18 protein-coding genes are annotated in these 22,958 nt (G+C 56.1%); 12 read left to right on the plus strand and 6 right to left on the minus strand.

Translation table 11 applies throughout. The features are described from left to right. Positions 1 to 163: 163 nt before the first annotated feature. The 4 genes from dapB to thrC all read right to left on the minus strand — a co-directional run bounded on the left by dapB (position 164) and on the right by thrC (position 5,893). Positions 164 to 970 (minus strand): 4-hydroxy-tetrahydrodipicolinate reductase, encoded by an 807-nt coding sequence (gene dapB, locus Poly59_RS00865; protein WP_146532201.1) that lies wholly within the window; start codon positions 968 to 970, stop codon positions 164 to 166. A gap of 77 nt (positions 971 to 1,047) precedes the next feature. After that, a complete protein-coding gene (locus Poly59_RS00870; RefSeq protein ID WP_246151283.1) occupies positions 1,048 to 4,086 on the minus strand; it encodes a DEAD/DEAH box helicase in 3,039 nt (1,012 codons plus the stop codon). A 123-nt stretch (positions 4,087 to 4,209) separates the two neighbouring features. Then, on the minus strand, positions 4,210 to 4,413 hold the full coding sequence (locus Poly59_RS29180) for a hypothetical protein (protein WP_186775951.1): 204 nt from the start codon (positions 4,411 to 4,413) through the stop codon (positions 4,210 to 4,212). A 118-nt stretch (positions 4,414 to 4,531) separates the two neighbouring features. Next, entirely contained in the window at positions 4,532 to 5,893 is a 1,362-nt protein-coding gene (gene thrC, locus Poly59_RS00875) for a threonine synthase (RefSeq protein WP_146532203.1), read from the minus strand. A 274-nt stretch (positions 5,894 to 6,167) separates the two neighbouring features. On the opposite strand from thrC, the gene Poly59_RS00880 reads away from it, so the two are divergent. The 6 genes from Poly59_RS00880 to Poly59_RS00910 all read left to right on the plus strand — a co-directional run bounded on the left by Poly59_RS00880 (position 6,168) and on the right by Poly59_RS00910 (position 10,956). Then, a complete protein-coding gene (locus Poly59_RS00880; protein WP_146532204.1) occupies positions 6,168 to 6,800 on the plus strand; it encodes a signal peptidase II in 633 nt (210 codons plus the stop codon). Then, a complete protein-coding gene (hisN, locus tag Poly59_RS00885) occupies positions 6,784 to 7,593 on the plus strand; it encodes a histidinol-phosphatase (protein WP_146532205.1) in 810 nt (269 codons plus the stop codon). The genes Poly59_RS00880 and hisN overlap by 17 nt, the downstream gene beginning before the upstream one ends. Before the next feature lie 252 nt (positions 7,594 to 7,845). After that, complete coding sequence (gene fliP, locus Poly59_RS00890; RefSeq protein ID WP_246151422.1) at positions 7,846 to 8,580, plus strand: flagellar type III secretion system pore protein FliP; 735 nt, start codon at positions 7,846 to 7,848, stop codon at positions 8,578 to 8,580. Positions 8,581 to 8,795: 215 nt separating this feature from the next. Further along, a complete protein-coding gene (locus Poly59_RS00900; RefSeq protein ID WP_146533167.1) occupies positions 8,796 to 9,059 on the plus strand; it encodes a flagellar biosynthetic protein FliQ in 264 nt (87 codons plus the stop codon). Further along, on the plus strand, positions 9,059 to 9,865 hold the full coding sequence (locus Poly59_RS00905; protein WP_146532206.1) for a flagellar biosynthetic protein FliR: 807 nt from the start codon (positions 9,059 to 9,061) through the stop codon (positions 9,863 to 9,865). Before Poly59_RS00900 ends, Poly59_RS00905 begins: the two co-directional genes overlap by 1 nt. An 8-nt stretch (positions 9,866 to 9,873) precedes the next feature. Further along, positions 9,874 to 10,956 carry an EscU/YscU/HrcU family type III secretion system export apparatus switch protein gene (locus tag Poly59_RS00910; RefSeq protein WP_146532207.1) on the plus strand — a complete coding sequence of 361 codons (1,083 nt, stop codon included), beginning with the start codon at positions 9,874 to 9,876 and terminating at the stop codon, positions 10,954 to 10,956. A gap of 83 nt (positions 10,957 to 11,039) precedes the next feature. Here Poly59_RS00910 and Poly59_RS00915 read toward each other — a convergent pair whose 3' ends face one another. Then, entirely contained in the window at positions 11,040 to 11,534 is a 495-nt protein-coding gene (locus Poly59_RS00915) for a hypothetical protein (RefSeq protein ID WP_146532208.1), read from the minus strand. Positions 11,535 to 11,962: 428 nt separating this feature from the next. On the opposite strand from Poly59_RS00915, the gene Poly59_RS00920 reads away from it, so the two are divergent. Next, a complete protein-coding gene (locus Poly59_RS00920) occupies positions 11,963 to 13,540 on the plus strand; it encodes a 2-isopropylmalate synthase (RefSeq protein WP_146532209.1) in 1,578 nt (525 codons plus the stop codon). Positions 13,541 to 13,621: 81 nt separating this feature from the next. Here Poly59_RS00920 and Poly59_RS00925 read toward each other — a convergent pair whose 3' ends face one another. Beyond that, entirely contained in the window at positions 13,622 to 15,964 is a 2,343-nt protein-coding gene (locus tag Poly59_RS00925; protein WP_146532210.1) for a glucuronate isomerase, read from the minus strand. Between the two features lie 306 nt (positions 15,965 to 16,270). Between Poly59_RS00925 and Poly59_RS00930 the strand changes: the two genes are divergently transcribed. From Poly59_RS00930 to truA, 5 genes are all read left to right on the plus strand, one after another. Next, positions 16,271 to 17,764: a S1C family serine protease gene (locus tag Poly59_RS00930; protein WP_146532211.1), complete on the plus strand. Its 1,494-nt coding sequence runs from the start codon at positions 16,271 to 16,273 to the stop codon at positions 17,762 to 17,764. 219 nt (positions 17,765 to 17,983) lie between these two features. Then, entirely contained in the window at positions 17,984 to 19,363 is a 1,380-nt protein-coding gene (locus Poly59_RS00935) for an O-antigen ligase family protein (protein ID WP_186775952.1), read from the plus strand. 100 nt (positions 19,364 to 19,463) lie between these two features. After that, positions 19,464 to 20,690 carry a formylglycine-generating enzyme family protein gene (locus tag Poly59_RS00940; RefSeq protein ID WP_146532213.1) on the plus strand — a complete coding sequence of 409 codons (1,227 nt, stop codon included), beginning with the start codon at positions 19,464 to 19,466 and terminating at the stop codon, positions 20,688 to 20,690. Between the two features lie 114 nt (positions 20,691 to 20,804). Next, complete coding sequence (locus Poly59_RS00945) at positions 20,805 to 21,818, plus strand: aspartate-semialdehyde dehydrogenase (RefSeq protein WP_146532214.1); 1,014 nt, start codon at positions 20,805 to 20,807, stop codon at positions 21,816 to 21,818. 134 nt (positions 21,819 to 21,952) lie between these two features. Then, positions 21,953 to 22,735 (plus strand): tRNA pseudouridine(38-40) synthase TruA, encoded by a 783-nt coding sequence (truA, locus tag Poly59_RS00950; RefSeq protein ID WP_146532215.1) that lies wholly within the window; start codon positions 21,953 to 21,955, stop codon positions 22,733 to 22,735. Positions 22,736 to 22,958 lie beyond the last annotated feature (223 nt).

Below are 22,958 nucleotides of genomic sequence, written 5' to 3' on the forward strand. Positions count from 1 at the left end.
CAACGTGTCATCTCGATCGTTCGAAACTATCCCGAATTGCACGCACTTCTATGTGAAAGCGCAGATTGGAAACGGTTGCCTCGCGGGACACGGACTGCAAAGCAGTTCGTGGGAAAAACAAAACATCCCGCAAACGGAATCGTGGGGCCACTTGCACTTGCGTTTACGACAAGCCAAGCACGTCGAACATGCTGTACAGGCCGGCCGGTTTACCTTGCAGGAACTTGGCTGCGGCGATCGCGCCGGATGCGTAGCAGTCGCGATTGCTGGCTGCGACGTTGATCTCGATTCGCTCGCCCAGCATGCCGAAGACGATGGTGTGCTCACCGGGATTGTCGCCGACTCGCACCGCGTGATAGCCGATTTCGTTTCGTGTCCGTTGCCCGGTTTCGCCTTCGCGTCCGTGAACGTGCTTGACGTCGCCGTCCATCTTTTCGGCGATCAGTTCACCGAATCGCAGCGCCGTTCCGCTTGGTGCATCGGCTTTGAAACGATGGTGCCGTTCGATGATTTCGATGTCGACTCCGCCCGCCACGTTCTTCAACGTTTCGGTGATTTGCTGGGTCACCTTCATCGTCAAGTTGACCGCCGTCGACATGCTGGGTGCCCAGACGATCGGGATCAGTTTTGCGGCGGCGGCGATCGCCTCTTTTTGCGAATCATGCAGCCCCGTCGTTGCGATCACAAGCGGCATCTTGGCCGTGACGCATTTAGCGACACAGGCATCGACGGCAATGGGCAACGAGAAATCGATCATCACGCTGGCGTAATTCGGCCATTCGGGCGTCAGCAAGACGTTCAGCGCAGCGATACCCGCGACGAGCCCTGCGTCTTGCCCGATCAAGCCGTTATCGGCGTGATCGATCGCGGCAGTGACTTGGATGTCTTTATCTTCGGCGGCAAGCGCCACCACGCGGCGTCCCATTCGACCAGCGGCGCCGTGAACGGCGAGTTGAATTTGTTTGCTCATACCGACAAATTTACAACGGTTTCGCCGGCTTGAGCAGGGCAGGGCGGTGGGCCGTTCCGAAGGGCTATTGCCAGTACCTATTGCCGCAACATTCGGATCAAGTCGTCATTGGACAATTTCGCCGCTGATTCAGTCCCTTCCATCACACCAGCAACGAGATCTCGCTTGGTTTCATGCAGTGCCAAAATCTCCTCTTCAATCGTCCCTCGCGCGACAATCCGGTAAACCATCACTGGCTTGTCTTGTCCCATCCGGTGAGCGCGGTCGGTCGCTTGGTCTTCGACGGCGGGGTTCCACCACGGATCCATGTGGATGACGTAGTCAGCAGCGGTCAGATTTAGACCGGTGCCGCCCGCCTTTAGCGAAATCAGAAACGCGTCCGCGGTTCCGTTTTGAAATCGGTCAACTGCTTCTTGACGCAACTTCGCGGGCGTCGATCCGTCCAGGTACTCGTAGCTGAATTCTTTCGCGTCCAGTGCCGCACGGATCAACGCCAAGTGCTGGGTGAACTGGCTAAAGATCAGTGCGCGGTGACCTTCTTCTTTTAGGCTTACAAGCGTCTCGCAAAGCTGATCCAATTTTGCTGACGAATCGGTCCAGTCTTTGTTGACCAGTCCAACGTGACAAGAAATTTGTCGCAAACGGGTCAGCATCGCCAAAATCTTGAAGCGTTGATCTTTGATGTCCGGCAACGATTCAAGCTGTTCAATTTCGCCAAGCGCCGCCAACCGTACGTTCTCGTACTCGGCCCGTTCGGCGGGGCTTAGCTCGACGTACAGGTTCATTTCCGTGCGAGGCGGTAATTCCGTCAACACTTCTTTCTTGGTCCGACGCAGCACGAATGGCTTCAAGCGGTTGGCGAGTGACAATCGAGCGTCTTCGTTGTTTTGCTTTTCGATCGGCGCGGCAAAGCGTTTTCGAAACTGTTCCCAACCGCCAAAGACGCCGGGCGATACCACATGAAACAGACTCCACAATTCGCCCAAGTGGTTTTCAACCGGCGTACCGGTCAGTGCCACGAACCAGTCTGCATTCAGGGTCGCGATTGCTTTCGACGTCTTGCTGTTGCTGTTCTTGATCGCCTGCGCTTCATCCAGCACGACGGTGCTCCATTTCACATCGGCAAGCGCCTTCTGGTCTCGCAGCGCCAATCCGTAACTACAGATGACCAAGTCGCCGGGTCCGACCGACGGCAGAAACTCGCCACGTTCGGTTTCGCGGTACAGGTGCACATTCAAACTTGGCGTGAACCGCTCGGCTTCACGAACCCAGTTGAACCCGACCGATGTTGGCGCGATGACCAGCGATGGCCCATCGGCAGATCGATCCAACAACACCGCCAATGTTTGCAGCGTTTTCCCCAGCCCCATGTCGTCGGCCAGGATTCCACCAACACCCCACTCAGCCAAACGACGCAGCCAGTTGTAACCCTCGATTTGGTAGTCGCGCAGAGTCGCATCCAGGCTCGCCGGCAACTCGGGCTGCAGCTTTTCGGCTCGGCTAAGTCGGTCCAGGCATTTCTGCCAAGCCTTGGCCGCGTTGACTTCGAAATCACCGTCCATCAAATCGCGAATGGCCGGCGCCGCGGTCGCGTCGAGCCGCAGGGACGACCGATCCGAGTTCGTTGCATCGCGAAGCTTTTTCAATCGCTCACGAAGTTGCTGCGAAACGCGTGCCCACTGGCTCTCGCCGACCTTCAAGTAGTCACCCGACACTTCGTCGTTGTCACTGGTCGCCAGCCCATCGAGCAACGCTTTCAGCGGCATCGTTTTGCCGCCGAAATTGCACTCGCCGGTGACGCCGAACCAATTCCGTTTGCTGCTGATGTCGACGCGAACATTCTTGCTGGTCAAATTGCCCAGCACTGAGATCGGCTGGGCGCTGGATTGATCCCACAGCACTTCGATCTCGTTATCGCCTGACTGCAACTTTTCAAGCAACGACAACCCGGCGCGAAAATCAGCGATGCTGCCAAACCAATTTTCGCGATCGACGGAAACGCCGAGTGAGCGAACGGCTGCGTGGCCGCGGCGCAATTCATCATCGAGCAACCGCTGGATTTGAATGGGCTTGCCATCGCGAGTCGCTGAACGAATCGTCGGCTCAATGCCGGGCCGGCGCAGTGTGCCGCCCGCATCGCGAATTCGAATCGCCAAATCAAGCGCACCGTCGGTGCGACTGCGCAGCAAAACGGCAAGTGGCGCTGACTCGGCGACAACTGGCCCACCGTCGGCTTCGTCTAAACGAATCGTCACCACTTTCTGCAACTCGCGTGCTTTGGCAATCAATCCGGCTCGATGTTCAACCGAAATCGGGGGCATACTGACCAGTCGCTTCACAATACCAATCACTTGTTCGCCGGACTGAGAGATGTAGACGATCTGGTTGGGCAGATCCAACGCCGCCAGCGATTCTTGATTGACCACCATTGGCAACTCTTCCTTGCAGTTGCCCTGTTCGTCGGCGATCCGAAAATCACAGAAAGCGTCTCTCTGGATGATCGCCAGCACTAACGGTCGCCGCTTCACTTCGATCGAAACGCCATCCGCCACAACATTGTCAGCGCCAACCAATTCGACCAGCGCCGCGAACTCGTCAATCGTGTATTCGGACCGCGAGTAATAGTATCGATCGGAATCCAATTCAATATGCTGAACGACTCTTTGATCGATCGGCGAAAGCGGCAACGACGAGTTATTTCGCAGCTTTTCCAGCGAAATCGCGCGGCCTTTGGTAAAACCGCCGCCACGTTTCTTTCGCTGCTGCAAGACGGGCCGCAAATGGATGTAGTCGTCATGGAAAATAACGTCCCAACAGATCCGTTGCTCTTTGATCTGGGACAGTTCAGGCAAACCGGCATCAACTTCGTCCGTGACCACCAAATTACTGGCCAACATTCTGTCGATTTCCCGCAGCGCAAGCTTTGATCGGTCCGGCGCAAAGCGTTTTAGGTCCAGCTCTCCTTCGTCGATGTCCTGGTTTTCGATACGCTTGCGCAGTTCCGTCCCTTGCTGCTTTAACTGCGTGACCAAGTAAGAAACAAAACCATAGCCATGAACACAGGGCCCCTCGCCCTCGGAATCGCTGCACCAGCAACCGGCCGGCGGAGAGCCCAACGTCCCGTCAGCGAAAATATCGAATCGCTGCGCCCCGGCCGTCGCTTAGCCTTCGATCGAGCCGTCGCGATAGACCTTGTCGATTCCGAACCGAAGTGCTTTGTTCTTTGCTTGTTTGGCAAGCTACGGAGGGTACATCCGCTGCAGCGTCGAAAAAGCATCAGTCAGCTCGCTGACCCGAGAACGCTTGCTGACGCCAGGCAGGGCGTCGTCGGAAAGGTCAGCGCCAAGAAGATTAGCTGCACCCGACCGAAGCGGGATCCCAGCCTTCTGCATTTCCAAAAGAAGCGATTGCAAATCGACGCGAGACGGGCGTCCTTTTCCCATGACCAGTTACTACCTATTCGCTGCGGTGTAAAAGATTTTCAGCAGCGAATAGTCTAGGACATTGAACCGGATATGCCGAGCAGCATTCGGCTAGCGCAAATCAGCAGAAAACGACCGCCTACAGATTCAACCGCTTGGCGATTTCGTCTTTGACGGCCGACGCGTCAGCGGGCAGATGAGTCGCCGGATTGGCGAATTCACTGGTCACGCCTTCGAGCGAGGACTCGTGATAGCCGACCTTGAAGTCCGTGAACTTCAAACCATGCGCGGTGCTGATCACGACCGTTTTGTCCGACGACTTGATCACGCCGCGTTTGATCAGTTTAGCCAATACCGCCAAAGCAACGCCTGTGTGCGGGCACGTGAACATACCCGTCAAGTCAGCGTGCGCCGCAGCCGCAGCCAGCTCGTTTTCGCTTGCTTGTTCGACGATCCCATCGGTTTCCTCGACCGCCTTGACGGCTTTGACATAGCTGATCGGATCACCGATTCGGATCGCGTTGGCCAACGTATCACTGGCTGTCACGCTGACCTTATCTTTGAAACCGTTTTTGTAGGACTGATAGAATGGGTTGGCGCGTTCGGCTTGCGCGGCAACCAGTCGTGGCATCCGGTTGATCAGCCCCAAGTCCATCATCAACTGAAACCCTTTGTGCAAGGCGCTGATGTTGCCGAGGTTGCCGACCGGGATCACGATCCAGTCTGGGACTTCCCATTCGAATTGACGAACGATCTCGATTCCCACCGTTTTCTGCCCTTCGATGCGAAGACTGTTCATCGAGTTGGCGAGGTAAATCGAGTTGTCTTTGGTGACCTCTTGGACGATCTTCATGCAGCCGTCGAAGTCCGTATCGAGTGCCAGGACGTGGGCACCGTTGGCGACCGGCTGGATCAACTGGGCGGTGCTAACTTTGCCGGCCGGCAAAAAGATGATTGCCGGAATTCCAGCGTACGCAGCATACGCAGACAGCGCTGCGCTAGTGTCACCGGTGCTAGCGCACGCGACCGCTTTGACGCTGCTGCCGCGAGCCATCATTTGCTTGACGACGCTGACCAGCACTGTCATACCCAAATCTTTGAAGCTGCCGGTGTGGCTGTTGCCACAAAGCTTGATCCACAAATCGGGCACGCCCAATTGCTTGCCAAGTCGCTCGGCCCAAAACAGGTTCGTGTTGCCTTCGAACATGCTGACAACGTTCTCGTCGGCCAGCGATGGAATCACCCATTCACGCATTCCCCACACGCCGCTGCCATAGGGCCAACTGCTGACACTGGCGCGCGAATCAAAAAGCTGTTGCCACTGATAGGCGTTCTTCTTTTGCAGCGGTTCGCGTTCGTGATGCACTTCCAACAAACTGCCACAGGTCGGACAGGTATAAATCACATCGTAAATCGAGAATTTTCCCGTGCAGCCAGAAACACAGCGAAAGTAAACCGTTTGGCTTGCGGTATCAGTTTGGGGCTCAGCGACAGACGACATTTGAAAATCCTGGAAATTGACGGAGACTCCCCCATTATGTTCGCCACCGCCGATCAGGCAAAGGGCGATGCGAAAGAGAAGTGCGGAGTTGGGAGTGGAAGATACGTGCGTTCAAATGCCATGGATGTCGCGACGACCGCGTCAGGGCGAGTATCACTGAAAAAACACCTCGACAGGCCAGCCTCCTAAAATCCAAAACAACTCTAGAATCGCCCTGCGAGAAACCTAAATCGGTCTGGGCAATCGAGCGGCGTGTTTCTAACGTGGCACGACTATGAACTCTCTAGCAACAAACTTCGAGCGAGAAACCGCTTTGACTCCCGCTTTTCCCCTATCTCGCGTCGTCCTGTTTCTTTCGCTGGCCCTGCTGGGTTCAGTGGCTGATTTATGGACGAAATCGGCAATTTTTGCGTGGCGGGGGCTGCCGGGCCAAAGTGATCCGTGGTGGATCATCGATGGTGTGTTAGGAATCGAGACCGCAGTCAATATCGGCGCCGTATTTGGGCTGGGCGCCGGAAAAGGTTTGTTTTTCGCCGCTTTTTCAATCGTTGCCGGCATCGGGATCTTGATTTGGCTGTTCTGGTTCCGAGCCGCCCAGTCGATTTGGCTGACCACCGCACTGGGGATGGTCACCGGCGGCATCATTGGCAACCTGTACGATCGGCTGGGGATTTGGTGGCAGGTGGGCTACCCCGAGCAGTGGCAAAGCGGCGTCCGAGACTGGATTTTGTTCCAAATCGACGGCGTTCCCTTGTTCAGCCCATGGCCGAATTTCAACATCGCTGATTCGCTGTTGGTGGTCGGCGCAGGCATGTTGCTGTATCAATCGTTCTTTCCTGGCAACGAAGAAACAAACGCACCAACAAACGACTCACCCGACAGCGTTCAACATGACCCAGCATCCTGATACTTGGAACACCGAGCACGAAGGCCGACTTTCCGCGATGACCGAGGTCGCAACGGCCGCCGGCAAACACACGCTGAAGTACTTTCGCAGCGACAGCTTGGTCATTGACGCCAAATCCGACGAGTCGCCGGTCACGATCGCGGACCGCGAAGCCGAACAATTGGTTCGCAAGCTGATCACGGCAAAATTCCCAACCGACACGGTGCAAGGTGAAGAGTTCGCCGAACAGACGGGCACCAGCCGCTATCGATGGGTCGTCGATCCCATCGATGGCACCAAGTCGTTTGTATGCGGCGTGCCGCTTTATTCAACGCTGCTTGCCTTGGAATGGGACGGCAAGCCGCTGGGCGGCGTGATCTTCATCCCGGCCACCGGCGAGATCATTGTGGCCGCGACAGGGCAGGGCAGTTGGTTCAAAAACAGCGAAGCCGACGACTGGAACCGAGCCGCCGTTTCAAAAAAAGCAGACATCGCCGAAGCCGTTTTTGTGGTCAGCCAAGTCGACTCGTTCGCCAACCGCGGTGCCGCCGACGCGTATTTGAATCTCGAAAAAGCATCATGGTTGACTCGTTCCTGGGGCGACGGCTACGGCTATCTGATGGTCGCGACCGGACGTGCGGACATCATGGTGGACCCGATTTGCAATGCTTGGGACGTGGCCGCGATCCTGCCGATCATCCTCGAAGCGGGCGGGAAATTTACGGACTGGGCAGGAATCGAAACCTGCCGCGGCGGTGACGGAGTGGGCACAAACGGACGGCTACACGATGCTGTCATGAAAATACTGTCTTAAAAATCTAGGCTTAGCCAAGATTTTCGCTCAAGTGCACGTCGCCTTCGGCCGACGGTTGCCCTTCCATCGACGACCACGATTTTCCTAAGCTCCAGCCACAGACATTTTCTTTGTCGACGGAGCGACGTGGTTTTGTTTCAGTTCTGCCGAATAGCGATACTTTTTACACTGCTGTTTACCAGCAGTCAGTCGCTGCGCGGACAAGACACGCGATCCAGTCAAGACACACAGCCCAGTTCCGACGCACCTACGATTATCTCGCGATCGCCGGTCACCGTGCCAGCCAACACGCTGGACATGTTGGCCGGCGGTCCCGAAAAATGGACCAGCCCCGAAGGCATGGCCAGCAGCCTGCAAGTGCTATTGTTGTTGACCGTGATCAGCATGGCGCCGGCGATCCTGTTGATGACGACCTGCTATGTGCGCATCATCATCGTGCTGGGACTACTGCGCCAAGCGATCGGTTTGCAATCGCTGCCGCCTAGCCAAGTGATGACCAGCATTGCGTTGTTCATGACCTTATTCGTGATGACGCCGGTGTGGACCCAGGTCTACGAAACGGCCGTCAAACCTTACACCGATCCCGATACACCAATGACGCTGGAAGAAGCGTACGAGGCAGGCGCGCTTCCGATTCGCGAATTCATGTCACGTCAGATCGACATGGCTGGCAACCAAGACGACGTGTTGCTGTTTTATGGCTACATGGACTCCGAAGCTGAACTGCCCACCGGCTATGAAGAAGTCCCGATTCGCGTGTTGTTGCCGGCCTACATCCTGAGCGAACTGAAGACATCGTTCTTGATGGGATTCCAAATCTACTTGCCGTTCCTGATCGTTGACCTGGTTGTCGCCAGTGTCACGATCTCGATGGGCATGCTGATGCTGCCGCCGCAAGTGATCTCGCTGCCGTTCAAGCTGCTGCTGTTCGTTCTAGTCGATGGCTGGCACCTAGTCGTCAAAATGTTGATGGACAGCTTTGGATGAGAGTAGGAAACAGGTGACGGGTGAGAGGACGATACAACGCCACCTACCACCTACCACCTGTTACCTACCACCTGTTACCTGTTACCTGTTACCTGTTACCTGTTACCTGTTACCTGTTACCTGTTACCTGTTACCTGTTACCTGTTACCTGTTACCTGTTACCTGTTACCTGTTACCTGTTACCTGTTACCTGTTACCTACTAAGACCAACTCTCATGGATGCTCCCGCCGCGATTGATCTTTGCCGTTCCGCGATGATGGCCGCCGTCGTGATTGCGATGCCGATGCTGTTGGTGGGCATGGCGGCTGGTTTGGCGGTCGGTTTGATGCAAGCGCTGACCCAAGTCCAAGACCAAACAGTGGCTTTTGTCCCCAAGGTTTTGGCGATGGCGGCCGCTTTGGTGGCGTGCTTGCCTTGGCTGTTGACGCGGTTGGTCGAGTTCACTCGGCACGTGTTTGAGAACGCAGGAATGCATTGATGGAACCCGTTGCTGACGCATCCAATTCCACCATCTTGGCTCAGTGGCTGATCGATCACTTGGTACTGGGCATGCTCGTGCTAACTCGACTTAGCACGCTGTTGATGTCGATGCCGGCAATCGGCACCGGAGTCCCAAATCGCGTTCGCGTTTTTTTGGCGCTGACGATGACGATGCTGATGCTGCCGACCGTCGCTGCGGTCACACCGTCGGATTCGCTACCTAACATGGACAATTTGATCGATTTGGTGATCGCGGTCGCGCGCGAGGGCATGATCGGGCTGCTGATTGGTGCGACGGTTCAATTGATCATCACCGGTTTGCAATTGGGCGGCGAAGCGATCACCAGCACCGGCGGCATGCAACTTGGTGACGCAATCGACCCGTCCACGCGAAGCAACATGCCAGCGATTGCTCGTATGGTCGGCATGATGGTCACCGCGGTACTGCTTTGTGTCGGCGGACACCGAATTATTTTGAACGTGCTGTTAGACAGCTTCAAAGCGTTGCCAGCAGGCGACGTGACGTTTGACGAATCAATGATGACGCTGATCGTCGACCAATTGACGTCCGGAATGGTAGCCGGCATCCGCGTGGCTGCTCCGGTCATCACGGCACTGTTGCTGGCAAACTTAGTGACTGGCTTGATCAGTCGCACCTTGCCCCAGATCAATGTCTTGGCAATCGGTCTTAGCATCAACGCACTGGCGATGCTTGTTGTCTTGGCGATCACGATCGGCTCGGCCGGTTTGATTTTCCAAGAAGAACTGGCCGATACTGCGACCCGACTTGGAAACCTCTGGTGAGCTAAACCATGTCGGAAAGCAGTGGAGACAAGAAGCATTCAGCGTCAGAGAAGAAGCGGCGAGATTCTCGCGAGCAAGGTCAGATCGCAAAGAGCCAGGATCTGACCTCGGCCGGGATGCTGCTGGCCGCATTGGGTGCACTTTGGGTATTCGGTGAACCAGCCGCCCAAAACTTAGCCGATGCGATGGCCCATGCTCTTTCAACACCAAGAATGGGAGCGCTGGGCACCAATGACGCTGCGCATTGGTTGCTGTCGGGATCAGCACGATTAGCGATTGCCGCGGTGCCGATGTTGCTGGCGATGTTTGTCGCCGGCGTGCTGGTGAATGTGGTTCAAACCGGGCTGGTATTTTCAACGGCAAAGATCGAACCGAAACTTAGCAACATTAGCCCGCTGTCGGGTGCGAAACGAATCCTGTCGCTGCAGGGCGTCGCGAGGCTCGGGTTCGGCATCTTCAAGCTACTGATCATCGCAGCAGTCGCCTACGCCGCACTCCTGAGCTATCGCGATCCCATATTCCATCTTGCCCAACTGAGTGTGCCGCAGATCGTCAAAGTGCTGTTCCGAACGATCATCGGAATCTGCGTTTGGATCGGCGCCGCCTTGTTCGTGCTGGCGATTCTTGAATACGCGTTCCAATGGTGGAAGCAAGAACAAGACATGATGATGACGGACCAAGAGGTCCGCGATGAAATGAAGGAATCCGAAGGCGATCCGCAGTTCGCCCAGCGACGTCGCCAAGTCCAACGACAAATGATGATGCAACGCGCTGAATCAGAAGTCCCCAAAGCCGACGTCGTCGTCAGCAACCCAACCGAACTTGCCATCGCAATCAAATACGATCCAACCACGATGCCGGCCCCGATCGTGCTGGCCAAAGGAGCCGGAGTCTTGGCCCAAAAGATCCGCCGCATCGCGTTAGAAAACGGCATCCCCGTGGTGGAACGCAAACCACTAGCTCAGGTTCTGTACAAGACGGTCGATGTCGGGCAGGTCGTGCCGACCGAACAGTACCAAGCCGTCGCCGAAGTCCTGCGGTATGTCTACCAGCTGCAAGGCAAAGAAATCCCGAAAGCAACGGCGGCGTAAGAACACCGCCATCAATCAGTCGAGCGGCCCGTTCGTCACTCGTCAGTCACTAGCGGACTAGGCGTCCAACTTAAACGCTCGAACTAGCCTACGATTTCGCGGACGACTTTTCGGATGCGCGGTGGCATGATGTAACGCGGGTTGCCCGAATCGTCGTCGCCCGCGTCTTCGGCAAGCTTCAAGAATCGGATATCGAAGCGGTTTTCGAGTTTGGCGAAAATCGCTTTCGTCGAGCGCATCTTGTTCGGCGGCAACGAAAGAGCTTGATCGAACTCGGCCAACGACCGTGGCGTTTGATCCAGACTCGCGATGCCCGATATGAATCGCCAGACACCGCGCTTGCTGATTCGATTGAGCTTCTGTTTCAGCGGCAGCCCGGCCGGTCCGTCCTTCTCTTTTTCGTCGTCTTGCTGACCTCGCTGGCGATGGCCACCGTTGCCAGGCCGGCAACCGCCGCCACCTCCACCAGGCCCTTCGGGCAGGGGATCGACTCCGGCGCGGCGAAGTCGTCCGCTTAGCTGGCGAAGTCCGCGCTGGCAGTCGCCGACGTCATCAAGATTGATCATTAAGTAAGGCATGTGTTTTCCCGTGCAGTGATTTGATTTAAGGAGCAAACTCCCAGAACGCCCTCACTATACACCGCACGCAACGCTCACGCAAGGCGTACGCAAAATCCCGTGTGGCTAACAGCTTTTGCGGCTTACAAACCTGTGTTGGCATGGCCTACTGACTTGCGCGGGGCTGGCCCAGTGGGCGGCAACCAAAGATGTGGGTTGCCCGCCAACTCGGCCGTGGCTACGATACGGCCATGCACAACCAATCCCTCCTCCTATCACTGCTACTATTGCGACGCCGAATCGGCGGGTGATGAGGGTTTGTCCGGACCAGAGATTGGTCCACCAAAAAAAGACACTGACCCGAGTCGCTCCGAGCGACTCGGGTTTTTTTGTGCTTCCATTTCCAATCGTTTCTCTCCCTGTAAATCTCTCGAAGGTTTCTCACAGCGATGTCGCAAACTACGACGACCACCGAAAGTGATGCACCTGCATCGGGCAATCAAGAACCACGCATGATTCGTATCTTTGATACGACCCTGCGCGATGGCGAGCAGTCGCCGGGCGCGAGCATGAACTTGGCCGAGAAGCTTGAGGTCGCACAACTCTTGGAATCCATGGGTGTTGACATCATCGAAGCCGGGTTTCCGATCGCATCACCGGGTGACTTCGAAGCCGTCAAAGCGATTGCGTCAACGATTCACCAATCGACCGTTTGTGGGCTGGCTCGTTGCAGCGACAAAGACATCGACGCGGCATGGGAAGCGGTCAAGGGTGCCCGCAACTCGCGGATCCACGTCTTCTTGGCGACCAGTGCCATTCACCGCGAATTCAAACTGCGGATGTCGACGGATGAAATCGTCGAGCGAGCGGTTGCCGGCGTCAAACGTGCCAAGGCCTACTGTGACGATGTGGAATTTTCACCCGAAGACGCCTGCCGCACCGAGCACGACTTCTTGTGCCGAGTCGTCGAAGCCGCCATTGATGCGGGCGCGACCACGATCAACGTGCCCGACACCGTTGGCTACGCGACACCAAGTGAAATTTTCGATCGCTTCACAATGCTGCGAAATCGGGTACCCAATATGGACAAAGCCGTGCTGAGCACTCACTGTCACGATGACCTGGGGATGGCGGTCGCCAACAGCATGGCTGCCGTTGCCGCCGGTGCTGGCCAAATCGAATGCACGATCAACGGGATCGGCGAGCGAGCGGGCAACGCGGCACTGGAAGAAGTCGTAATGGCGATGAAGACTCGCAAAGACTTTTTCAATTGCACGACGCGTATCGACAGCACGCGACTCGTTCCGGCAAGCCGCCTGGTCAGCAAAACCACCGGCATCCAGGTGCAACGCAACAAAGCCATCGTTGGTCGTAACGCGTTCGCGCACGAATCGGGGATTCATCAAGACGGAATGCTGAAGGAACGCAGCACCTACGAAATCATGTCCCCCGAAGAAGTTGGTTTTTCCAAAACCGACTTGGTGTTGGGCAAACACAGCGGCCGAGCAGCTTTGGCCGATCGCGCCAAGACGCTCGGTTACACGTTGACCGCCGAACAACTCAACATCGTGTTCGAACAGTTCAAAGTTCTGGCCGACAAAAAGAAAGAGATGTACGACGGCGACATCGTTGCCTTGGTCCAGCAACAAATCAGCGGCAGCGTTGAGGAGCAATGGAGTCTTGTCGACTATGTCGTCAGCAGCGGAAAGGGCAGGGGACCGCAAGTCGAATTGACTCTTAGCAACGGCGACGAACAATTCAGTGAAAAAGTCGAGCAGGGCGACGGACCAATCGACGCAGCGTTTTGGGCGGTGGAAAAGATCACGGGCGTCGACGTTGTCTGCAAAGACTTTCGCGTACGCAGTGCCACGCTTGGCAGCGATGCGATTGGCGAAGTCAACCTCGAAGTCGACCACAAGGGCCGCACTTACCGAGGCGTCGGGTCCAGCACGGATACGGTCGAAAGCACGATCCTGGCGATGCTAAACGCGATCAACCGAATCATCGCTGATCGCCCCAAGAGCTAAAGCTTGCCGAGCAATCGACTGGAAACTTGGATTCTTCCACGCGAGCAATAACGCGTTTGGAAGAATCCAAGGCTACTGCGTTTACTCTTTCGCGGTTCTTGGTTCACCATCGCTGTCACCTTCTTCGGCATCATCGTCGTCGAAGAGGTTTCCAAAATCGACTTGGCCCTCTTCGTCGCCGATTTCCAACGTGGCATCGAGGTCTTCCCCAGCGTCCGACTCGTCAGCACGATCATTGTCTTGGTGGTTGTCGGAATCGCCGATCTCCGGTGCAAGCACTAGATCATCGCCGCCACCGTTGTCGATTTGAAACGTCAACTCGCCTGTCACAGGATCGGGCGTCAACTGCAAAGAATCTTCGTCCGTCTCGAACGATTCTTCGCCGCGCATCATATGGATTCTGGGGGTTCCATCACCAGAATCACTAGCTTCATCACCAAGCATAGCCTCGAGATCGAGTGGTTCCGAATCAAGCTGATCCGAAATCGAATCGACATCGAGGGCTTGAGCTCTTTCCACGGACCGATCCGTCAATTCAACATCAGCCAATTCGGTGGACTTGATTTCATCGTCGTTTGGCGAAGGATCCAGCCCAAGCTCGTCTTGCGAGACCTCGATCCGAACCGTGTCATCGGTGACCGAAACCGTTTCGAACTTGACGACGTCATTATCGCTGTCACTGGCCGCCGGTTCGCTTAATTGATCGTCAAATTCAGCATCAAGTTCATCGACATTGACGTCGGACACATCGGTTGCGTCCTCAAACGAAACGGTGTCATCACTCATCGAGACCGTATCCGAATCAGACATTTCTTCAACACCGGATTCGATTAAATTCGAATCGAACGCGTCTGATTCGTTATTAAATTCTCCGCTGGTCAGTTCGTCACCCGACACCTCTTCGATGACCAAATCGTCGGCATCGGCTTCATCATCGCGGCCGAGCGCCCCCGCTGTCGCAGCGATCCCGCCTGCCATTCCTGCGGCCGTGGCTCCGGCGGTTGTCGCGTCCCAACTGGACGAAACCTCCTCAGAATTCATCGCGCCGATCAAATCCGGTCCTGAACCTTCTTCTGCCCAAGTGTCCGCTAACGGATCGACTCGACTCAGATCATCGTCAGTTTCCACCACACCGGACGGACGTGGGAAAATGTCGTCGACGTTGCCACGCAGAACTCGGCGGCCTAGCTCGATCGCCCGCTCTTCGCTCCATCGACATTTGCCAACAAAGTGATCCGCCAAAATGTCCGACAACACATGTCGGTACATATCAAACTTCGGCCACACAAATTCAAGCTTGTAAGCGTCGCTGTAGTAACCGATTTGTTTGGTTTGCGGGACCGCCTCAAGTCTTGCGGCGGCATCACGGGCAATGAAGGACGGAGTATTGCTGTACCACCAATGCCCATTGGTGATCACGTTCGGGAAGATCCACGCATAACTGACCAGTTCTTGATTCGTGACACTCGCCAATACCGAAATCGGGAACTTCACTTTCGGAAACGCATTGAACAGTTCGCGGTACTGGATCAAGGACACGCGACTGTCGTATAAATCTTGACCTTGAAAAACGCCACCCTCATAAACCCCGCGGTTCACCCCGATCATTAAATCGAATGGCAAACCAAATTCATCGCAGAGCTCAGTGATCGTCCAGAAGACGCGGCGAGAAAGTGCTTGCTTGTGGGAATCATCCGCTAACACGCCTCGGCGTAAAACCGCGTCGAGCGCCGACGTTGCCCGGCCATCACCGACCGGTGCGGGCGAGAAAGTTGGGGGCAGCGAAATCGCGCAGGCTCGTGCACCACGACTGACAAAGTGTTGAAAGCGTTGACGCAGTGATGCTCGCAGCGATGCTAGCGATCCATCCAATTCGATTCCCGTGCAAGCGGCCAACCGCGCGCGGACTTCGGGCTTGGACAAGTGAAAGACCAAGTCGTCGGTTCGCAGGCACGGGATGTAAGTGTCTGTGTCGAATCCGGCCAAATCGTCATCGAAATCATTCGTCAAGAAGACAGCTTCGACGTTACTTTGGTCCAGCACGATTTGCGGCCACTCGGCGGATGCCATCTGGGACTCGGCGCTGTCGTAAAGCGATTCCCAATTCGACGCATCAATACGATCGCCGTCAAAGCCAAAGAACATCCGACAGATTTCGACCAACCAGCGATACTGGGCAGTGTTCTCGAGAGGCAACAGATTTTCGACCAATCGGCGAACCAATTCACGCGGCCCAATACCCGACTCTTCGATCTGGTCTTTGGGCATACCAGCCGAATGGGCCAGTTCCGTGTAATAGTGATATCCCAACAAATCCGCGAGCGTCGTTGATCCCGCTGCATGAGGATTGATGTGTGTGTGAGGATCGATTAGTCGAATCGACGCAATCGCTTCGTAAATCGAATCGCGGGCAGAGTCAGACATGGCAGCAGGCTATCAGCGTCGAGTGGAATTAGAGTGGGAAGCTAGCAATGGATCGTACGCCAATCGACGCAGGTTGTGTCGACGGGCACCCGATAAGATAGTCGCTTGGTTGGCCCCAATCATCGGCATCAAGCCTCGGTAAAAACGAAAATCGGGGCAGGGCGGGGCGATTGTGACGGGACAGAACCCCAACGACGCCCCAAATGAGTCGAAAAATCCTAACCCTTTCAGTTGGCGCTGCGCTACAATGGATCGGTCGCCTGCTCGACGTTTCCCGGTCACTACCCGACAGAGTCGCCAAAGATCATGCTCGAGGATCCAACGCCGATCGATACCGACATGCCGAAACAAGCGTCTAGCGAGAGCCCGATTCAGGATCCGCGGCCCAAGCCGAACATTGCCCCCCCCAAAGGATCGGCAACTCAGCCAATTGCCGAAAACTCAACCGCAGCAATGCCTGCGTTGACCTCAACGTCCAGTCGCGACAAGTCGGCCATCCAAACCGAAGCGCCGGCAACCTATGCAATCACGCTGCAACGTTTCGATAGCGTCAACAGCCAGCGACTGATCCCACCACCGCCGCCGCGAACCGTCGAAACATTGAGAGTCGATTCTTCGACTCAAGGATCTCGCAAGAAAACGACCACCAAGCGTCGGTTACGTCGCCCAGATCCGCTAACGCAAAGTCTGATCCTGCTTGCCACGATGTCCATCATTCTGCTGGCCGCTCGGTTCATCGTGCCTCAGATCGTCGAAGAGACTCGGTACGCGTGGCGTCGCGGCGAGATGCGAGCAGAACACGAAACAGGAACGGAGGGACTTCGCAACGTTTCGCTTGACACACTGAGCGACGCCTACCAAATGGTCAATTCGGCCGTTGGCCCGAGCGTTGTCCATATTGACGTGCAGCGCCGCGAACCGATCAACGAAGCCAGCATCACGGCGTTGTTATCCAACCGCGCCGCGCCGGCATCGGACCAAGGCAGTGGTGTCGTCGTCGATGCAGAAGGCTACTTACTGACCAATCGCCATGTGATCGCCGACGGCGAGGACATCCGCGTTACCCTCAGCGATGGGCGGCGAGTATCAGCGGTTGTCTTAGGCACCGACGCGCTAACCGACTTGGCACTTTTGAAAGTCAACTGCGACGGGCTGATCCCGATTCCGTGGGGAAACAGCGATCGCTGCAACGTGGGATCGCCGGTCTGGGCCGTAGGCAGTCCGTTCGGATTGGACCGAACGGTGACCTTTGGAATCCTTAGCGGCAAGCACCGCATGGTCCGCGCCAGTACTCAGTACCAAGACTTCATGCAAAGCGACGTGGCGGTCAATCCGGGCAACAGTGGCGGCCCGTTGGTTGATGCGCGAGGGACGCTTGTCGGAATCAACACGGCCATCGTCGGTGACACCTATCAGGGCGTCAGTTTTTCGATCCCCAGCAATGTCGTCAAACAGGTCTACGAACGTTTGCGAGCGCATGGCAAAGTCGAGCGAGGATTTCTTGGCGTCATCTTGGCCGAAGTACCCGATGACGAACTTGTCGGTGACAACGCTCGCATGCGTGGAGCACAGGTAACCCAGATCCCGACACTCGATTCACCAGCCGGTCGAGCCGGCTTATTGGCTGGTGACATCATTTTGTCCGTTGATAACGCGATGGCTCGGGACAAAAACCACCTGATGCAGTTGATCGGCCAGGCCGCATCGGGTGAGCAGATCGAATTGCAGATTCAACGCAGCGGCCAACCCAAGGACATCAAGGTGGTTCTGGGCGTCCGACCGGAATCGTTTGCTCCCTAGGATTCCGCCTTTAGAAACTGACATCTTTAGATACAGGGATTCTGGACCTCTGGAATCCTCTCAGCTGGAAACGGGGGCAGCGTCGGTCAATTCACCGATTAACATGGGTGCCGCAGGACAAAAAATCGAATCGTCCTGCGTTTTACGAATCTCGTAAATTTTCGGCGACATTTAATGGATGCTCCGGCGCCCCTTCTGAACTCATCGAGCTCGCACCCCTTGGCCAACGACCGAACCATCAGCGGTACTTCACGGATTGCCGCGGTCGCGGGACTTCCCGCAGCCTGCTTCCTGATGGTCGCCATAGCGGCTTTTTTCAACACGGTCGACATCAACGCCTATTTTGATGCAGACGATGACCACTTAAGCGTCGATTGGCCCGTCATGGTCAAGCTTGCGATTGCTGGAATTTGCGGAATTGTTGGAGTCGCTGGTGTCATCTTCGACCGCTCTGTCCGCCGCAGTTTAATGACACTGCCTGGCATCTTTCTTGTCGCCTTAGCCGCGGTTTTCTTAGCGACTTCGGTGGTTGCGTACGAGGAGACGGCGACGATTTCTCGCGCAGCGGCGATAATCAATGTTGCCTATCTGTGCTTTGTTCCGACCGCAATTTCGATCTTGGGTCTTCGCCGTTTGATGATCGCATGCCTGATCGGAATGGTGACAAACCTAATCGTCAACTGGGGCATGTACTTGTTCTGGCCCGCGGTAGGCGTGTTCGAAGAGGAACTTGGAAACCAAACTTTTGTCAATCGAATGGGCGGCCTTGGCCACCCGAATGCCATCGCAAGAACGGGCGTCTTATCCAGCCTGCTGTCACTGGCAATGCTGCGAGGACTAGGCGAACACAACGCCAATACGGCATCGGGCCAACTTGCTTCGAAGGCACGGCAGGCCGTTTCCGGATGGTCTCGACTGGTTTTGCTCGCGATCATTGGAATTTCATTGCTAACGATGGCAGCCGCGTACAGCCGCAGTGGATTTGCGGCTGGTTTCATGGCAGCAGCGGTCTTGATGATCGACCGTCTTTTCAGCCGTGCCGGGATCCTGATTTCGCTTTCCGCCGTCTTGGTACTCTCGATAGGGTTTATCGGCGTTGAATTGCTGAGCGAGAAGATGATCCGCGGTGACTCGGTCACCTCAATGGTGACAAAAACTGGCGAGATCGACGAGCTGACCTCGGCAACCGGCCGAACCGAAATCTGGGGCGAAGCGATCCGTTTGATCCGCGAGCGACCATTGACGGGCTGGGGACTCAACAGCACGCCTAAATTGATGGCCGACTTCTCACTGCACACCCACAACCTGTTGCTGCACGTTTGCTTTTCTGGTGGGCTGATCGCCGGGCTACTGATTCTGATCCTGCTGGGCTGGAACTTGTTTTACGGCGTCCCGAGTCCGCTGCCGATCGTCCGTTCCATTTCAACGTATGTGCTTGTTTCCGGCATTTTTGAAGACACGGTGCTGGACACTTTCGCATCACCGTCAACGATTTGGTGGTTCGTGGTTCTGCTTTATCCGGCGATCGAAATGTCGCGACGAGCCAGCCAGACGCCTCGTACAGGCGTCGAAAGCGATTCCATCCCGGCGTATACTTAGCAACGCCATCTGAAACGCGACCAAATCGCCGTTTTGAGTCGCAAATCTGCCCACCCCCAGCTAGATCAACTTGTTTAACCTTTCGACCGAGTACTGCGACATGCGTCCGCTTGACCTGCTTTCATCGTTTCTTTGTCACCGCTTTGCCGTGGCTTTCGCCGCAACGGCCGTGACCATCGTCGGGGCTAACGCCGAAGCACCTGCCAAACCCGCTGCGACTGATTCAGCCCAGCTTGGGATCTCTGCGACCGAGCCCAGCGAAGGCCCATCGGTCAAAGTCGACAGCGGCTATATGGTTCCGTACACGACCAAGATCCCAGGCACCGACGTGACGATCGACATGGTCCCCGTCCCCGGCGGCAAGTTTCTGATGGGCAGCCCCGACAGCGAAGCCGATCGCGGTGACGACGAAGGCCCGCAAGTCCAAGTCGTGGTTGACCCGATGTGGGTTGCCAAAACCGAAACGACTTGGGGTCAATACAAAGAATTCATGCGTTTATACGCCATTTTTAAAGAATTCGAGTCGTCCGGAAAACGAATTGTCGACGAATCCAACAAGATCGACGCGATTACCGCACCCACCGAACTGTACGAGCCCAGCTATACATTCGAATACGGCGAAGAACCCGAACAGGCCGCTGTCACGATGACCCAGTACGCGGCACAGCAGTTCACCAAGTGGCTGACCCGCGTCACCGGGTCACAATACCGTTTGCCGACCGAAGCCGAATGGGAATACGCCGCACGTGCTGGATCAACGACTGCATTTAGCTGGGGTGATAGCGCCGACGACATCGACGAATATGCCTGGTACTACGACAACGCTGACGAGGGCCAATTGCCCGTTGGAACCAAGAAACCAAACGCCTTCGGCTTGTACGACATGCACGGCAACGTCGCCGAGTTGACCGCCAACGCGCACACTGAAAATTACGACGAATACAAAGCCAAAGAACCCATCAATGCCACCGACGTGGTGAAGTGGGGCGAAACCGCATCGGGTGTCGTCGTGCGTGGCGGCAGCTGGGAAGGTGATCCCGAAAATCTTCGCAGCGCAGCTCGATTGGTCAGCGATGACGAAGAGTGGAAAACAGACGACCCCAACTTTCCCCGCAGCCCATGGTGGTTCACAAGTGACCCAGCGCGAGGCGTCGGCTTTCGATTGTTCCGCAGCTATCGACCGCTTAGTGACGAAAAGATTGTCAACTTCCACGAAGCTGTCGCCGAAGATGTCCTCAGCGACATCGAGTCGCGAGTGCTCGGTGGCCGCGGTGGCTACGGTCTTGTCGACCCGAGCTTGCCCGACGCCATCAAAGAAATGAAGTAAGCAAACAACGACTGTCGCAACCACCATTGCAAACGATATCGCAGTGCAGGCTGCTCGCCTGCAAACCTTGTTTCAAATATCTAGTACCTATCACCCAATACTTATTTCTCCACTGTGTACGAAACCATTGCTTTGGTCGGCGCGACTGGCGCCGTCGGACGAATCGTCCTTGATCAACTCGTCCAACGACAGTTTCCCTACAAGCGACTAAAATTGCTGGCTTCTCAGCGGTCAGTCGGCACTGAGATCCGCGTCGGCGACGAAACGATCAAAGTCGAGTTGCTAGAACCCAGTGCATTCAAAGGCGTTGACCTGGTAATCGCTAGCACGCCAGACGAAGTATCCGCCGAGTTCGCTCAGTGGGCTGTTGATGCGGGCGCAGTCGTGGTCGACGAAAGTGCGTATTGGCGAATGGATCCGTCGGTCCCCCTTGTCGTTCCGGAAGTCAATCCCGAAGCGGTCAAACACCACTCGGGCATCATCGCCAGCCCCAACTGCAGCACCACACAAATGGTCGTCGCGCTGGCACCCCTGCACAAAGCCGCCGTCGTCAAACGCGTCGTCGTCAGCACCTATCAGGCAACTAGCGGCGCGGGCATTGCGGGCAACGAAGAACTCCGCGACAGCGTTCGTCGTTCGCTTGCCGGACAGACTCATCCGCCGAAAACGTTTGCGCACCCGATCGCTTTCAACCTAATCCCGCAGATCGGATCCGAAAAGCAAGATGGCTACACCAGCGAAGAAATGAAGATGGTGTACGAGACTCGCAAAATTCTTGGTGACGACAGTATCCAAGTCTGCCCGACTTGCGTGCGTGTTCCCGTGATGATCGGACATAGCGAGTCGATCCTTGTCGAAACTGAGCGGCCGCTAACGGCCATGGAAGCCACCGAGTTGTTCCGCGGCGCCGAAGGCATCACCGTGGTCGACGACTTGGCGGCCAAACAGTATCCGATGCCTCGTGATTGTGATGGCAAAGACGACGTGTTCGTTGGGCGTATTCGTCACGACATCAGCGGCCCCAACGGGATCGCATTCTGGTGCGTCAGCGACAACCTGCGGAAAGGTGCTGCCACCAACGCCATCCAAATCGCCGAACTGCTGGTTCGAAACGCGGCTAACGCTTAGTTGCATCGCAGCTCAAAGATCGAGAAGAGTTCGTAGCGAAAGCCTTCAAGACTTTCGACGTTCTCCGGACAGCCATCGCCGAATGTCTTGCCGACTTCCGCCATCGGCGAACCACCACCCATACGATTTGACTTGTGCCCGGTACCTTCAAACTAACCGTCGCCTATGACGGTACCGATTTCGCGGGTTGGCAGGTTCAAACCAATACCAACAAACGCACGATCCAAGGCGCCATGCAGCGCGCGGTCAGGAAAGTGACCGGCCAAGACGCCATCGTCATGGGCAGTGGGCGCACCGACGCCGGCGTTCACGCGCTGGCCCAAGTCGCTTGCGTTCGAATCCCGAACTGGCGTCACCCGGCCAAGACATTGATCCGAGCCATCAACGTCCGCCTACCCGATACGGTTTCGGTGCTCGATGCGGTCGAAGCCCCCGATGACTTTCACCCGATCCGCGACGCTATCGGCAAACGCTACCGATACCAACTGCAGATCGGCGGTATGCGAGATGCATTTGACCACCGATACCGCTGGCACCACCACGCCCAACTTGACCTGGACGCGATGCGCGACGCGGCTGCGAGGATTGTTGGTAAAGCCGATTTCGCGAGCTTCCAAGGTGCCGGTTCTGTTCGCAAAACCACCACTCGAGACGTCCGCGCCTGTGACATCATCATCCAGCCCACCACCACGGACCAGCGCGCTCACATCGCCATCGAAGTCGAAGCCGATGGATTTCTCTACAACATGGTCCGCAACATCGTCGGATCATTAGTCTCGGTCGGCCTAGGCCAACACGCCCCAAGCTGGATCGACCAAGTCATCGCAGCCAAGGACCGCCGACAAGCCGCACAAACCGCACCGGCACACGGACTGTTCATGATCCGAGTCGACTACCCAACCGACAACGACCTGTAACGCTCGTTCGACGATACACAGCCGTCGAATTTCATGGTCGAGAAATTCACACGGTTTCTTCACAATCGTTGCACCGGCAATTGTCTGCTGCATCCCGACAGAGAAAACTCGCCACTCAACGACAAAATTTCTTGAGCTTCTCGCGGTCGCTTATGGCGAATTCAGGTCCGTTCTATCGGCTCAATGGACAACCTCGCCAATGTGAAGAACCACTTACAAAGTG

The organism is Rubripirellula reticaptiva (genome assembly GCF_007860175.1).
Taxonomy (GTDB): domain Bacteria; phylum Planctomycetota; class Planctomycetia; order Pirellulales; family Pirellulaceae; genus Rubripirellula; species Rubripirellula reticaptiva.

Coding starts and splice junctions, on each gene's coding strand:
- Poly59_RS00910 (WP_146532207.1), top strand. CDS start 9,874: ATGTCGGAAAGCAGTGGAGACAAGAAGCATTCAGCGTCAGAGAAGAAG.
- Poly59_RS29180 (WP_186775951.1), bottom strand. CDS start 4,413: ATGGGAAAAGGACGCCCGTCTCGCGTCGATTTGCAATCGCTTCTTTTG.
- Poly59_RS00920 (WP_146532209.1), top strand. CDS start 11,963: ATGTCGCAAACTACGACGACCACCGAAAGTGATGCACCTGCATCGGGC.
- Poly59_RS00900 (WP_146533167.1), top strand. CDS start 8,796: ATGGATGCTCCCGCCGCGATTGATCTTTGCCGTTCCGCGATGATGGCC.
- Poly59_RS00880 (WP_146532204.1), top strand. CDS start 6,168: ATGAACTCTCTAGCAACAAACTTCGAGCGAGAAACCGCTTTGACTCCC.
- Poly59_RS00915 (WP_146532208.1), bottom strand. CDS start 11,534: ATGCCTTACTTAATGATCAATCTTGATGACGTCGGCGACTGCCAGCGC.
- thrC (WP_146532203.1), bottom strand. CDS start 5,893: ATGTCGTCTGTCGCTGAGCCCCAAACTGATACCGCAAGCCAAACGGTT.
- hisN (WP_146532205.1), top strand. CDS start 6,784: ATGACCCAGCATCCTGATACTTGGAACACCGAGCACGAAGGCCGACTT.
- Poly59_RS00940 (WP_146532213.1), top strand. CDS start 19,464: ATGCGTCCGCTTGACCTGCTTTCATCGTTTCTTTGTCACCGCTTTGCC.
- Poly59_RS00930 (WP_146532211.1), top strand. CDS start 16,271: ATGCTCGAGGATCCAACGCCGATCGATACCGACATGCCGAAACAAGCG.
- Poly59_RS00925 (WP_146532210.1), bottom strand. CDS start 15,964: ATGTCTGACTCTGCCCGCGATTCGATTTACGAAGCGATTGCGTCGATT.
- dapB (WP_146532201.1), bottom strand. CDS start 970: ATGAGCAAACAAATTCAACTCGCCGTTCACGGCGCCGCTGGTCGAATG.
- Poly59_RS00905 (WP_146532206.1), top strand. CDS start 9,059: ATGGAACCCGTTGCTGACGCATCCAATTCCACCATCTTGGCTCAGTGG.